Origin of the sequence: Amycolatopsis sp. NPDC051106 (assembly GCF_040682775.1) — a bacterium.
Taxonomy (GTDB): domain Bacteria; phylum Actinomycetota; class Actinomycetes; order Mycobacteriales; family Pseudonocardiaceae; genus Amycolatopsis.
The window spans coordinates 17,592-30,569 of sequence record NZ_JBFBBQ010000027.1; the positions used below are offsets into that span (position 1 = coordinate 17,592).

Genomic DNA, 12,978 nt, shown 5'->3' on the forward strand with positions numbered 1-12,978 from the left:
TGGACGTAGGTGACCGCGACACGGGGAGGACGGTGGGACATGAGCCCGGCGAGCAGCGCGACCCTGATCGAGCCGGAGCCCGCGGCCGCGCCCGCCCGGCGCGAGTCCCGCCCGATCGAGCTGACCGGCTCCTTCGACCACGAGGGCCACCGGCTCTGGTACACGGAGTTCGGCAGCGGCGACCGGGTCGTCGTCCTCACCCACGGCATCATGCTGACCCGCCGGATGCACGCCCCGCTCGCGCGGCGGCTGGCCCGGGCGGGGTTCCGGGTGGTCACGCTCGACCTGCTGGGCCACGGTGACTCCGACCGGCCGACCGAGTCGTGGCTCTACTCGATGCCCTCGTTCGCCGAGCAGACCCTGGCGCTGCTCGACCACCTCGAGGTCGGCACCGCCGTGATCGGCGGGACGTCGCTCGGGGCGAACGTCTCCCTCGAGGTCGCGGTGCAGGCTCCGGAACGGGCCCGCGGGCTGATCGTCGAGATGCCGGTGCTGGACAACGCGATCGTCGCGGGCCTGATCACGTTCGCGCCGCTGCTGATGGCAGCCCGGTTCCTGCCGGTGACGGTCCAGGCGGTGGCGCTGGCGGCGTCCCTGGTCCCGCACGGCAACCAGTGGGTCGACGTCGTCACGGACACGCTGTCCCAGCGGCCGGCGCCGATGGCGGCGCTGCTGCACGGGGTGCTGTTCGGCCGGATCGCGCCGCCGAAGTCGGTGCGCCGCAAGATCGCGACGCGGACACTGGTGATCGGCCACCAGGGCGACCCGATCCACCCGTTCGGCGACGCGGACACCCTGGCGGTCGACATGCCGGCCGCGGAGTTCGTCCAGGCGCGCAGCCCGGTCGAGCTGCGCCTCGACCCGACCCGGCTGTCGGACGCGATCCGCGATTTCGCCGCGAGCTGCTACGAAGACTGAGATGCTCCGCCCGTGCCTTTGGTGTGGGTGACCGGCAACTCCGGGACCGGCAAGTCGGCGGTTTGCGCGTTCTTGAAGAGCCGGGGGAAGCTCGCGGTCGACGCGGACTGGGAAGGCTACAACCACTGGGTGGACCGGACGAGCGGACAGGTGGTCGCCGATCCCCCTGATCCGGTGCCGGCGGGCTGGCTCGACCGCTTCGGGTGGGAGACCAGCCGCGCCGAGGTCGAGGCCCTCGCGGCGAGAGCTCGCGAGGACATCGCGTTCTTCTGTGGATCCGCCGAGAACGACGCGGACCTGCTGGACCTCTTCGACCTCGTGGTCTGCCTGACGGTCGACGACGACACGCTCCGGGACCGGCTCCTGACCCGCACGTCGAACTCCTTCGGCAAGCACCCGGAGGAGCTGGCGGCGGCCCTCGAAGCCAATGCGGGTGCCGAGGCCGCCTACCGGCAAATCGGAGCGACGATCGTCGTTGACGGTCGCCGCCCGCTCGCCGAAGTCGCCGACGCGATCCTGGCCGCCGCCGGCCGGCTGTCCCCTACGCGGGCCGAACCGGGGCCAGGCCGGCCACCGGGCCGATCACGATGATCGCCGGCGGCCGGACGCCCGAGGCCGCCGCTTCGGTGACCACCGTGTCCAGAGTGGACCGGAGGGTGCGCTGGGTGCGCATCGTGCCGTCCTCGACGATGGCCACCGGGGTGTCCGCCGGGCGGCCGCCGTCCAGCAGCGCCTTCGCGAACTGCGGCAGCCGCTCCACGCCCATCATCAGCACGATCGTCCCCCGCAGGCGGGCCAGCAGCTCCCAGTCGACCAGGGACCGGTCGTCGCCCGGCGCGACGTGGCCGGAGACCACCACGACCTCGTGCGCGACGCCGCGGTGGGTCACCGGGACGTCCGCCACCGCGGGGACCGCGAACGCGCTCGTGATGCCCGGGACCATCGTCACCGGGACGCCCGCCTCGGCGCAGGCCAGCACCTCTTCGAAGCCGCGGCCGAACAGGTACGGGTCGCCGCCCTTGAGCCGGACGACGAACTTGCCTTCCTTGGCCTTCTCGATCAGCGTGCTGTTGATGACGTCCTGGCTGGCCGCGCGGCCGTAGGGGATCTTGGCCGCGTCGACGATCTCGACCTCGGGGGCGAGCTCGTCGAGCAGCTCGCGCGGCGCCAGCCGGTCGACGACCACGACGTCCGCGCGCGAGAGCAGCCGGCGGCCGCGGACGGTGATCAGCTCGGGATCGCCGGGACCGCCGCCGACCAGCGCGACGCCGGGGAGGCTGCCCTCGGGGTGCGGCTGCCGGCCGTCCTCGATCGTGCCGTTGTGCAGGCCGTCGAGCATCGAGTCGCGGACCGCGGCCGAGCGCAGCGGCTCGCCACCGGAGAGGACGCCGAACAGCAGCCCGCCGTGGCGGCCGGACGCCGGGGTCACCGCGGAACCCGATTCGCCTTCGTCGGCGCGGACGCAGAAGACCCGCTCGCGCTCGGCCTCGGCGCAGATCGCCGCGTTCACGTCGGGGTCGTTCGTGCAGGCCAGCGCGTACCAAGCGTCGCGGAGGTCACCCTCGGTGTAGCGGCGCCGGTGCCAGACCAGCTCGCCCGCGTCCACCATCCCCTGCACCGACGGCGTCGTGTGCGGCGACACCAGTTCGACGCGGGCACCCGCGCCGATGAGCCGGGGCAGCCGCCGCTGGGCGACCGAGCCGCCGCCGAACAGCACGACGCGGCGGCCCGTGAGCTGAAGGCCGGAGAGGTAGTGCGGGTCGTCCATGGGCGGGAGTTTATTAACGCCCGGGCTTCGCACCAGCCGGGCGTGCGGAGTGTCACCGTTCGAGCAGCCCAACAGGTCCGTGTTGCCGAACATCTTCGCCGTGTCGAGCGCCGACAGCTGTCCCGCGCCCGGATCGGCGCCGCCGTCGAGCAGCGCGCGGACGACGTCCGGCTCGTTCTTGAAGACCGCGCCGGCGAGCGGGCTCTGGCCACGGTCGTTCTCGCGGTTCGGGTCGGCGCCGCGCTCGATCAGCGCGGCCACTGTGGCGGCGTGGCCACCGGTGAGTTTCTCACGAAACCCGGAACACCGGCCCGCGCGCCACGAACGGGAGCCGGGCGCCCCGCGGGACGAGGTACGCGTGCTCACGCCGGGGGCGCACGTGGTCGCACTGGGCGTCCGTGATGATCAGGATGGGCCCGTCCGCGGGGAAGTCCGGCGCCCGCTGCAGCAGGTCGACGCCGGGCTGCAGGATCGTGCCGCCCCGGCCGCGGACCTTCACCCGGCCCGCGATGTCCTCCACCGCCAGGTACCCCGCGTCGTACGCGACCGCGTCGCAGAACACCACCCGGGCCGCCGGAACGTCGCGGGCCATCGCGTACGACGCGATCGCGCCCAGCGCCTTGCCCAGCAGCTCGGCGTTCATCGAGCCGGACGTGTCGAGCACGACGCCGAAGGTGTCGCGCCGGTCCAGGCGCTCGGGGCGGACGCGGCCCGGGCGCGGGACGTCCGGCGTCGACGACTGGCGGCGCGACGCCCGCGCGTAGCTGCGCACCGGCAGCTCGACACGGACGTGCTCGTCGAACCAGCGGGCGAGCTGCGCGTCCCACGGCAACGGCGGGTGGTCCAGGGCCCGGATCTCCTGCTCGAGCCCGGCCGGCAGCAGCCCGCGGCCCTGGTTGTGGTGGTAGGTCAGGCCCTGGGTGAGCGCGCGGCGGTAGAACTCGTCGAGGTCGACGCCCTGGACGCGGTCCGTCCACGGCGTCGGCCGCGGCTCGGCGCGCCGCGAGGACCGGCGCTGCGTCGCCTCGGGCTGCGAGAGCCAGTCGCCCAGCACGTCTCCCGCTTCGCGGCCGCCCAGGGTGAGCAGCTTGCGGCTGCGCCGGAGGTCCGTGGTCAACGTGTCGTACACCGACTCGGCGGACAGGCCGGTGAGCTGCGGGTCGTGCAGCGAGCCCTCGGGCAGCTCGCCGACGGCCATCGTGACCAGCCAGCCGTTGATCACGTAGTCGCAGGCGACGTTCCATAGGTACGGGTCGCGGCCGAGCGCGCGGCGGTCGTGGCCCAGCGCGGCGTGCAGCATCTCGTGGGCGAGCACGAACCGCCATTCCTCGGCGGTCAGCGCCGCGTGCGGGTTGACGTAGATCTCGCCGTGCCCGGCGTCGACCGCCGCCAGGGCGATGTCCCAGGCCCGGACGACCTCGGCGTCGGCGATCAGGGTGAAGCCCGCGGCCATCGCGCCGAGCAGCGGGAACGACGAGACGAACCAAGCCAGGGCGCGGTCCCACTCCCCCAGCGCCCGCCGGTGGCGAGTCTGGCCGCGCGCGTCCGCGGCGCGTTCCATCGCCTCGGTGGCCGACACGATCAGGCCGCGGGCGAACCGCTCGGTCCACTTCTCCGGCTTGCCGTGGTACTGCAGCTGCCAGCCCGAAAGCGGCGGCCCGAGCCGCAGGCACGGCCGCGCGCCGCCGGTGCCGAGCGCCGCGAACGGTGCGGGGACGCCGGTTTCGCGCCACGCGCGGGCCAGTGAGAGTTCGTCGCCGCCCGGCAGTTCCGGGAGCAGCACGGTGGGTTCGCCGACGTGGACCGCTTCGGCGAACCGGTGGACGGCCACGCAGCACGCCGTGCCGTAGGGCGCGTCGATCTCCCGGCCGGGCGTAACGGCCTCGGCGTCGGCCAGCACCTCTTCGTCGAGGTGGCCGAGACCGAGGTGCAGCAGCAGGTGCGCGAAGACCCACGCCCACTCCGCGGGCCCGGCGTCACGAGCTCGGTTGGCCGTGACCACCCCGCGGTCGCTGACGACGGCCCAGCTGCCGACGCCGGTCAGGCTCTCCTTGTCGAGGCTCGCGCCTCGCATCAGGTGGTCGAGGACGGTGTTCTCGCGGGCCAGCGCCCAGCCGTCGTTGATCGCCTTGGCCCGGCGTTCGCGGCGCTTGGCCTCCGCCTTGGCGTTCACGCTCGCGCCGCGACCAGCCGCGGCAGGTCGCGGGCCGCTTCGACCAGGAACCACGACGGCAGCCGCGGGTGGCCGGCTTCGTCGTCGGCGATGACCAGCTGCGCCATCTCCAGGGAGATTTCGGCCAGCTCCACGAGCAGGCTCTTCGCGCGGAACGCGAACTGCCGGACGGCCGCCGATGCGTGCCGCTTGTCCACGGGCAGGTCCTTGACCAGCCGCGCGCGGAACGTCTCGGCGAGGAAGTACAGCAGGTCGCGGTCGCCCGGTTCGGCGGGCCAGCGCACATCACCCTTGAGGATCGCCTCCAGGTCGAAGGCGTGCCGTGCGACCTTCGAGTACCCGCGGAACGCACCTGCGTGCTGGGGCGTGAGCGTGGCGTACGCCAGCAGGGCGATGGTTTCGTCGTCGGCCGCGTCGCCGTAGGAGTGCAGCAGGTCCGAGAGCATGTGCCAGGACCGGGGCGTCGAGAACGGCTCCTCGGTCTTCGGCGGCGGGCTCCACAGGTGGTCCGGCCGCTGGGTCAGGTACTCGACGACCGAGGGGTGGATCCCGTTGCTCGTCGCCCAGGTCAGCCAGTCGCCCGCCGCGGCCCGGAGGTGGACGTGCACCAGGCGGTTGACCAGCGCGGACGCCATCGGGCGTGCGAGGGCCTGGTCGGTGGCGCGGTTGCCGGCGCCGATCACGACCGAGCCGGGCGGCAGCTCGTACGAGCCGATGCGGCGGTCGAGGATGAGCGAGTAGAACGCCTTCTGGACGTCGGGCGCGGCGGCGTTCAGCTCGTCGAGGAACAGGCAGTACGGCTCGTCGCGGGCGATTTGCTCCGGCGGGCAGAACCGGCTGCGGCCGTCGACGATCTGCGGCACGCCGATCAGGTCCTCCGGCGCGAGCTGGGTGCCGAGCAGCGACACGCAATCGAGCCCGAGCGAAGCAGCGAATTCCCTTACCAGGGAGGACTTCCCGATGCCGGGCGCGCCCCAGAGGAACACCGGCCGGACGACGGCGGTGTTCAGCAGGACTTCGGGCAGCTGGGCGGGCGTGACCGTGAGCTGGGCGTGCAAGCGTGGACCTCCTGAGTCAGGACATCCTCCTGCGACGCCCCCTTTCGTGAGCCCCATCATCGCGCGCCCGCCCAGCGTGCGCACCCGAATTTCAGTTCGCGCGCCCCGATGCCGGGTACGGCAGCAGGGCCATCTCGCGCGCGTTCTTGATCGCCGTGGCGACCTGTTTCTGTTGCTGCGGCGTCAATCCCGTCACCCGGCGGGCGCGGATCTTGCCGCGGTCGGAGACGAACTTGCGCAGCAGGTCGACGTCCTTCCAGTCGACCTCGGTGACCTTGTTGGCGCGCAACAGGTTCACCTTGCGCTTGGCGGGACGGTCGCGGTTCGGCTTCGGCATCCGGCTCACCAGCTCGACTTCGCGACGCCGGGCAGCTCGCCGCGGTGCGCGGCTTGGCGCATCTTCACGCGCGACAGCCCGAACTTCCGCAGGTAGCCCCGCGGACGTCCGTCGGCGGCGTCGCGGTTGCGGATGCGCGTCGGGCTCGCGTCGCGCGGCAGCTTCTGCAGCGCGACGACCGCTTCGCCCTTCTCCTCCGGCGATGACGACGGCGAGGCGATGACGGCCTTCAGCGCGCGCCGGCGGTCGACGTACCGCGCCGCGATCACCTTCCGCTGCTCGTTCTTCGCGATCTTGGACTTCTTGGCCATCAGCGCTCTTCCTTGAACTCGACGTGCTTGCGCGCGACCGGGTCGTACTTGCGCAGGACCATCCGGTCGGGGTCGTTCCGCCGGTTCTTCTTCGTGACGTACGTGTAGCCGGTGCCCGCGGTCGACCGCAGCTTGATGATCGGCCGGACGTCGGTGCTCTTCGCCATTACAGCTTCACTCCCCTTGCCTTCAGCTCGGCCACGACGGCCTCGATGCCGCGCTTGTCGATCGTCTTCATGCCCTTGACGGAGACGCGCAGGCGCACCCAGCGGCCCTCACTCGGCACGAAGTACCGGCGGTTCTGCAGGTTCGGCTCCCAGCGCCGCGACGTGCGGCGGTGCGAGTGCGAGACCTGCTTGCCGAAGCCCGGCTTGCGGCCGGTGACCTGGCACACGGCGGACACGGACCCTCCCGAGTTGATAGTGGTTGTCGTTTTCATTTACTCTACGCACCGTACCCCGCCCGTATTCCTGGAGCACTCGTGACCCCTCACCCCCGCGTCCCGCTCGTCCTCGTGAGCGGCCTCGCCCCGGGACCGAACGCCGAACTCGCCGAACTGCTGCGCGTCGCCGGGCCCGGCACCGCCGTCGTCCACCACGACCTGCGCGAGATCCACTCCGGCGTGGTCCGCCGCCGGCTCCGGCTGGACCAGCGCGACCAGCTGACCGTGCTGGAGCTGGCGCACGGGTGCGTGTCCTGCACCCTGCGCGAGGACCTGCTTCCCCTGCTGCGGCACCTCGCCGGCATGCCTCAGGTCCGCCGGATCGTCGTCCGGCTCGACGAGGCCATGGAGCCGGAGCCGGTCAGCTGGGCGATCCGGAACGTCCTGGTCGGCGACCACCCGGTCGTCGACGACGTCGACCTCCGCGCGGTGCTCACCGTCGTGGACTGCGCGACCTTCCTCGCCGACGCGACCGGCGACGACGTCCTCGCCGAGCGGAACCTGCAGGCCAGCCCGGAGGACGAGCGGACCGTCGCCCAGGTCGCGCTGTCCCAGGTCGAGTTCGCCGACGTCCTCGTGCTGGCCGGCGCGGCCGGCGACGCGTGGACCGCCGCGAAGGCGTCCGCGGTCCTCGACCGGGTCGCGCCGTCGATCCCGCGGGTCGAACTGTCGCGGATCGACGGGCACAGCGTGCTCGACGCCGTGCCGGAGGACGCCCGCCGCGGCGAGGTCACCGACATGCACGGCGCGCTGCTGCGCGGCGAACCCCCGGTGCACGTCGACTGCGGCATCGGCCTGGTCACCTTCACCGCGCAGCGGCCGTTCCACCCCGAACGGCTCCACGACGCGCTCGACGTGCTGCTCGACGGCGTCGTCCGCACCCGCGGGCGAGCGTGGGTGGCGAGCCAGCCCGACGTCGCGTTCTGGATCGAGTCGGCCGGCGGCGGGCTGGGCATCGGCCACGCCGGGCCGTGGCTCGCGGCGCCGCACGGTCCGGAGTGGACGGACGTCTCCGCCGAGCGCCGCACCCTGGCGTCGCTGCGCTGGCACCCCGTGCACGGCGACCGCGCGCAGGAGCTCGTCGTGGTGACGGACCAGACAACGCCCGACGAGATCGACGCGGCCCTGCGCGGCGCTCTACTCACCGAAGAGGAACTGGCCGCCGGCCCGCAGGTGTGGCAGCGCTACCCCGACCCGTTCGGCGACTGGCACGAAGAGCCGTGCGAGGACACCGAAACCGACCCGGCGCGGCACGACGCGACCGCGGTGAACCGAAAGGAAGACCAGTGAAGAACGGCATCCACCCCGACTACCACCCCGTCGTGTTCAAGGACTCGTCCACCGGCGACGCGTTCCTGACCCGCTCCACCATCACCTCGGACAAGACCGTCGAGTGGTCCGACGGACAGACGTACCCGCTCGTGCTGGTCGACATCAGCTCGTGGTCGCACCCGTTCTGGACCGGCACCCAGCGGATCATGGACAGCGCCGGCCAGGTCGAGAAGTTCCACCGCCGCTACGGGAAGCGGGGCACGCGCTGATGGCCGTCCCGAAGCGCAAGAAGTCGCGCAGCACCACCCGGTCCCGGCGCGCGCAGTGGAAGGCGGCGGTGCCGGACCTGGTGCCGATCAAGGTCGACGGCGAGGTCCAGCTGGTCCCGCGCCGGCTGATGCGGCACTTCCACGCGTGACCGTCCCGGTCACGGTCCTGTCCGGCTTCCTCGGCGCCGGCAAGACGACGCTGCTCAACCGCATCCTCGCCGACCGGTCGGGGACGCGGGTGGCGGTGATCGTCAACGACATGAGCGAGGTCAACATCGACGCGGCGCTCGTGCGCTCGCGGGAGCGTCTCGTCGAGCTGACCAACGGCTGCATCTGCTGCACCCTGCGGGAGGACCTCCTGGAGGAGGTGTCCCGGCTCTGCGCCGAGGGCCGCTTCGACCACGTGCTGATCGAGTCGAGCGGGATCTCCGAGCCGATGCCGGTGGCGGCGACGTTCACCTTCCTCGACTCGGTCGCCCGTCTCGACACGATGGTGACGGTCGTGGACGCGGCGAACTTCGCGCGGGAACTGGCGGCCGGCGACTCCCTCGTGGAGCGCCGGCTGGACCAGTACGAAGACGACGAGCGGACGGTCAGCGACCTGCTGGTGGACCAGGTCGAGTTCGCCGACGTGCTCTTGCTGAACAAGACGGACCTGGTTCCGCCTCCGGAGGTGGACCGCCTGGTGGCGACGCTGCGGCGGCTCAACCCGGCCGCCGACGTCGTCACGGGCAGCTTCGGCGAGGTGCCCCTCGACCGGGTCTTCGGCACCGGCCGGTACGACGCGGTTAAGGCCCGGGAAGCACCGGGCTGGGTCGCCGAGCTGAACGGCGACCACGTGCCGGAGACCGAGGAGTACGGCATCTCCAGCGTGGTCTTCCGCGCCTCGCGGGCGTTCGACCCGGCGGCACTGTGGGACTTCGTCGCCCGGCGGCTGGACTCCGGTGAGTTCGGGACCGTGCTGCGGTCCAAGGGGTTCTTCGCGCTGGCGTCCCGGCCCGGGGTGACCGGCCTGTGGTCCCAGGCGGGGACGGTGGCGCGGTTCGAGCCCCAGGGCGTGGCGGACGAGCCGCGTCAGGAACTGGTGTTCATCGGCGTCGACCTCGCCGGGGAGGCACTGCTGGCCGCGTTGCGCGACTGCCTGGGGGATGCGACCGGAGCGGATCTGTTCCCGGACTGGGGTCGGGCCACGTCCACTGAGCGAAAGGTCCCGGCTCACCCGATAGCGGCCGAACGTCCGAGTTGATCAACCCAGGTTTATCAGCCTAGGTTGACGATCGTGACGGACGAGGAGCTGCTCCAGGCGAGCACCGACCTGCGCGTCGCCCTGGGGCGGCTGATCCGGCGGCTGCGGCAGGGGTACGTCGTCGGCGAGCTGACCCTGCCCGAACGTTCGGTGCTCTCCCGGCTCGACCGCGAGGGTCCGGCCACGCCGGGGTGCCTGGCCGACCTGGAACGCGTCAAACCACAGGCCATGGGGGTCACGCTCGCCGGGCTCGTCGGCCGCGGGCTCGTCGAGCGGCGCAAGGACGACTCCGACGGCCGCAAGGTGCTGATGTCGGTCACCGAGGCCGGGGTCGAGCTGCTCACCGACCGGCGCTCGCGTACGACCCAGCTGATGGCGACCGCGCTGGCCGAGAAGTTCACCGCGGCCGAGCAGCGCGAGCTCGTCACCGCCATCCCGCTGATCGAGCGGCTGGCGGACGAGCTGTGACCGCGCCGCCGGCCACGAGCAGCCGCTACAAGTGGGTCGCCCTCTCCAACACCACGCTCGGCGTGCTGATGTCCGCGCTCGACGGCTCGATCGTCATCATCTCGCTGCCGGCGATCTTCCGCGGCATCGGCCTCGACCCGCTCGCCCCGGGCAACATCGGCTACCTGCTCTGGATGATCCTCGGCTACCTGCTGGTGCAGGCGGTGCTGGTGGTGACGCTCGGGCGGCTCGGCGACATGTTCGGCCGGGTCAAGATGTACAACCTCGGCTTCGTCGTCTTCAGCGCCGCGTCGGTGGCCCTGTCGTTCGACCCGTTTCACGCCGGCGGCGGGGCGCTGTGGCTGATCGGCTGGCGGGTCGTGCAGGCCGTCGGCGGGTCGATGCTGACGGCGAACTCGGCCGCCATCCTGACCGATGCCTTCCCCACCGAACAACGCGGGATGGCGCTCGGCGTCAACCAGATCACCGCGCTGGCCGGGCAGTTCCTCGGCCTGGTCGCCGGCGGGCTGCTCGCCGAGATCGACTGGCGCGCCGTGTTCTGGGTGAGCGTCCCGTTCGGGTTGCTCGGCACGATCTGGTCGATCCGCAGCCTCCGCGAAGTCGGCACGCCGAAGCGCGCGAAGGTCGACTGGGGTGGCAACGTCACCTTCGCCGCCGGGACCGCGGTGCTGCTGGCCGCGATCACCTACGGCATCCAGCCCTACGGCGGCGCCGCGACCGGCTGGGGCAGCCCGTGGGTGCTCGGCGGGATCGGCGCCGGGGTGCTGCTGCTCCTGCTGTTCGGCGTCATCGAGACCCGGGTCGCGGCGCCGATGTTCCAGCTGGGCCTGTTCAAGATCCGCGCGTTCGCCGCGGGCAACGTCGCCGCGTTGCTGACGTCGGTCGCCCGTGGTGGCCTGCAGTTCATGCTCATCATCTGGCTGCAGGGGATCTGGCTGCCCCTGCACGGGTTCGACTACGAGCGGACGCCGCTGTGGGCCGGCATCTACCTGCTGCCGCTCACCGTGGGGTTCCTGATCGCCGGGCCGGTGTCGGGCTACCTGTCCGACCGGTTCGGGGCACGGCTGTTCTCCACCGGCGGGCTGTTGCTGGTCGCGGCGGCGTTCCTCGGGCTCTTGGCGCTGCCGGTGGACTTCCCGTACCCGGCGTTCGCCGCGCTGCTCGTCGTCAGCGGGATCGGGCAGGGCATGTTCTCCGCGCCCAACACCTCGGCGATCATGAGCAGCGTGCCGACCGAGCAGCGCGGGGTGGCGTCCGGGATGCGGGCGACGTTCCAGAACTCGGGGACGTCGTTGTCGATCGGCGTGTTCTTCTCGCTGATGATCGCCGGGCTGGCGTCCTCGCTGCCGCAGACGCTGACCAGCGGGTTGCAGGCCCACGGCGTCCCGGCGTCCGTCGCCGACGGCGTCGCCCAGCTGCCGCCGGTCAGCACGCTGTTCGCGGCGTTCCTCGGCAGCAACCCGGTCGGGCACCTGCTCGGCCCGGACGTCCTGGCCGGGCTCGCCCCGGCCGACCGCTCGGCCCTGACCGGCGGGGAGTTCTTCCCCCAGCTGGTTTCCGGGCCGTTCCACCACGGCCTGGTGGTCGTGTTCACGGCGGCCGCGGTGATGGCCGTCGTCGCCGCGGTGGCTTCGGCTTCGCGCGGCAAGCGCTACTTTCACACCCCCGAGGGATCGAAGGAGAACCGATGACCGACGAGATCGTCGCCGGGACCGTCACCATCACCGGCCACGGCGGTGACGAGCTCGAGGCCTACCTGGCCAAGCCGACCGACCCGACCCCGCGCGGCGGCGTCGTGGTGATCCACCACATGCCCGGCTACGACGCGGCGACGAAGGAGATGGTGCGCCGCTTCGCCGTCGAGGGCTACAACGCGCTCTGCCCCAACCTGTACACGCGCGAAGCACCGGGCGCCGACCCGGACGACGCGGCCGCCACGGTCCGCGCGGCCGGCGGCGTCCCGGACGACCGGCTGGTAGGCGACGTCTCCGGCGCGGCGGACTACCTGCGCGCCCTCGAGAACGCGAACGGCCGCATCGGGGTCATCGGGCACTGTTCGGGCGGCCGGCAGGCGTTCCTCTCCGGCTGTTCGCTCGACCTCGACGCGGCGGTCGACTGCTACGGCGCGTTCGTCGTCAACGACCCGCCGGAGGCCATGAAGCAGATGAAGCCGCTGCTCGGGCTGGCGCCGCAGCTGTCGTGCCCGCTGCTGGGCCTCTTCGGCGCCGACGACCAGTTCCCCGGCCCGGACGAGGTCGCGGTCCTGGCGGCCGAGCTGGAGAAGCTGGGCAAGGAGCACGAGTTCCACACCTACGCGGGCGCGGGCCACTCGTTCTTCTCCGTCGACCGCCCGAGCTACCGTCCCGAAGCCGCGAAGGACGGCTGGGAACGCATCTTCGACTTCTACTCCCGCACGCTCACCGCCTGAGAGGACCCCGCTCATGTGCACGTATCTGACCGAGAAGTTCGCGCTCGAAGGCAGCGGCAAGGGGGCTCGCGGCTGGTTCCGCCTGAACGAGGGAACCGTGTACGTCGACCACCCGGTCCACGCGCCTTATGGGCACACGGTGAACATCGACTTCCGCAACCCGGGGCTGGGTGCGTCGGCCCGCGTCGCCCTCGAACTCACCGAGGAAGACGCGCTGGCGCTGGCGGACGCGATCCACGCGGCCGTCAAGTCCGCCCCCGCGGGCCTCGCTTCCCGCAACCAGTAGCC

The 12,978-nt window shown here is 72.1% G+C and carries 17 protein-coding genes and 1 pseudogene; 10 read left to right on the forward strand and 8 right to left on the reverse strand.

Annotation, left to right across the window (positions count from 1 at the left end):
* The first annotated feature begins 39 nt into the window (after nt 1-39).
* The gene (locus AB0M83_RS21320) at nt 40-918 is read left to right on the forward strand and encodes an alpha/beta fold hydrolase (RefSeq protein WP_364519504.1); all 879 of its coding nucleotides are present in this window, start codon (nt 40-42) and stop codon (nt 916-918) included.
* Nucleotides 919-930: 12 nt separating this feature from the next.
* Nucleotides 931-1,509, forward strand: coding sequence for a hypothetical protein (locus AB0M83_RS21325; protein ID WP_364519506.1), 579 nt, complete (start codon nt 931-933; stop codon nt 1,507-1,509).
* On the opposite strand, the gene cobA is transcribed toward AB0M83_RS21325, so the two are convergent.
* From cobA to rpmB, 8 genes and pseudogenes are all read right to left on the reverse strand, one after another.
* Nucleotides 1,460-2,686, reverse strand: coding sequence for a uroporphyrinogen-III C-methyltransferase (cobA, locus tag AB0M83_RS21330; protein WP_364519634.1), 1,227 nt, complete (start codon nt 2,684-2,686; stop codon nt 1,460-1,462). The genes AB0M83_RS21325 and cobA overlap by 50 nt on opposite strands.
* Before the next feature lie 69 nt (nt 2,687-2,755).
* Nucleotides 2,756-2,962 (reverse strand): annotated as a pseudogene (locus AB0M83_RS21335) (ankyrin repeat domain-containing protein); the annotation flags it as partial.
* Nucleotides 2,963-2,975: 13 nt separating this feature from the next.
* A complete protein-coding gene (locus tag AB0M83_RS21340) occupies nt 2,976-4,859 on the reverse strand; it encodes a hypothetical protein (protein WP_364519508.1) in 1,884 nt (627 codons plus the stop codon).
* On the reverse strand, nt 4,856-5,917 hold the full coding sequence (locus AB0M83_RS21345) for a MoxR family ATPase (protein ID WP_364519510.1): 1,062 nt from the start codon (nt 5,915-5,917) through the stop codon (nt 4,856-4,858). Before AB0M83_RS21345 ends, AB0M83_RS21340 begins: the two co-directional genes overlap by 4 nt.
* Nucleotides 5,918-6,008: 91 nt before the next feature.
* Nucleotides 6,009-6,263, reverse strand: a complete 255-nt coding sequence (rpsR, locus tag AB0M83_RS21350) for a 30S ribosomal protein S18 (protein ID WP_364519512.1) — start codon at nt 6,261-6,263, stop codon at nt 6,009-6,011.
* Complete coding sequence (gene rpsN, locus AB0M83_RS21355; RefSeq protein WP_364519514.1) at nt 6,260-6,565, reverse strand: 30S ribosomal protein S14; 306 nt, start codon at nt 6,563-6,565, stop codon at nt 6,260-6,262. Before rpsN ends, rpsR begins: the two co-directional genes overlap by 4 nt.
* Complete coding sequence (gene rpmG / locus AB0M83_RS21360) at nt 6,565-6,732, reverse strand: 50S ribosomal protein L33 (protein ID WP_003091682.1); 168 nt, start codon at nt 6,730-6,732, stop codon at nt 6,565-6,567. The genes rpsN and rpmG overlap by 1 nt, the downstream gene beginning before the upstream one ends.
* Nucleotides 6,732-6,968 (reverse strand): 50S ribosomal protein L28, encoded by a 237-nt coding sequence (gene rpmB, locus AB0M83_RS21365; RefSeq protein WP_086678645.1) that lies wholly within the window; start codon nt 6,966-6,968, stop codon nt 6,732-6,734. The genes rpmG and rpmB overlap by 1 nt, the downstream gene beginning before the upstream one ends.
* Before the next feature lie 78 nt (nt 6,969-7,046).
* Between rpmB and AB0M83_RS21370 the strand changes: the two genes are divergently transcribed.
* The 8 genes from AB0M83_RS21370 to AB0M83_RS21405 are packed head-to-tail and all read left to right on the forward strand — an operon-like array spanning nt 7,047 to nt 12,976.
* On the forward strand, nt 7,047-8,297 hold the full coding sequence (locus AB0M83_RS21370; RefSeq protein WP_364519516.1) for a GTP-binding protein: 1,251 nt from the start codon (nt 7,047-7,049) through the stop codon (nt 8,295-8,297).
* A complete protein-coding gene (locus AB0M83_RS21375) occupies nt 8,294-8,548 on the forward strand; it encodes a type B 50S ribosomal protein L31 (RefSeq protein ID WP_364519518.1) in 255 nt (84 codons plus the stop codon). Before AB0M83_RS21370 ends, AB0M83_RS21375 begins: the two co-directional genes overlap by 4 nt.
* Nucleotides 8,548-8,697, forward strand: a complete 150-nt coding sequence (gene rpmF, locus AB0M83_RS21380; RefSeq protein WP_364519520.1) for a 50S ribosomal protein L32 — start codon at nt 8,548-8,550, stop codon at nt 8,695-8,697. Before AB0M83_RS21375 ends, rpmF begins: the two co-directional genes overlap by 1 nt.
* A complete protein-coding gene (locus tag AB0M83_RS21385; protein ID WP_364519522.1) occupies nt 8,694-9,794 on the forward strand; it encodes a GTP-binding protein in 1,101 nt (366 codons plus the stop codon). The genes rpmF and AB0M83_RS21385 overlap by 4 nt, the downstream gene beginning before the upstream one ends.
* Nucleotides 9,795-9,827: 33 nt before the next feature.
* Complete coding sequence (locus tag AB0M83_RS21390; RefSeq protein WP_364519524.1) at nt 9,828-10,262, forward strand: MarR family transcriptional regulator; 435 nt, start codon at nt 9,828-9,830, stop codon at nt 10,260-10,262.
* Nucleotides 10,259-11,953, forward strand: coding sequence for an MFS transporter (locus AB0M83_RS21395; protein WP_364519526.1), 1,695 nt, complete (start codon nt 10,259-10,261; stop codon nt 11,951-11,953). The genes AB0M83_RS21390 and AB0M83_RS21395 overlap by 4 nt, the downstream gene beginning before the upstream one ends.
* Nucleotides 11,950-12,690, forward strand: a complete 741-nt coding sequence (locus AB0M83_RS21400; protein WP_364519528.1) for a dienelactone hydrolase family protein — start codon at nt 11,950-11,952, stop codon at nt 12,688-12,690. Before AB0M83_RS21395 ends, AB0M83_RS21400 begins: the two co-directional genes overlap by 4 nt.
* A 13-nt stretch (nt 12,691-12,703) precedes the next feature.
* A complete protein-coding gene (locus tag AB0M83_RS21405; RefSeq protein ID WP_364519530.1) occupies nt 12,704-12,976 on the forward strand; it encodes a DUF6295 family protein in 273 nt (90 codons plus the stop codon).
* Nucleotides 12,977-12,978: the final 2 nt, after the last annotated feature.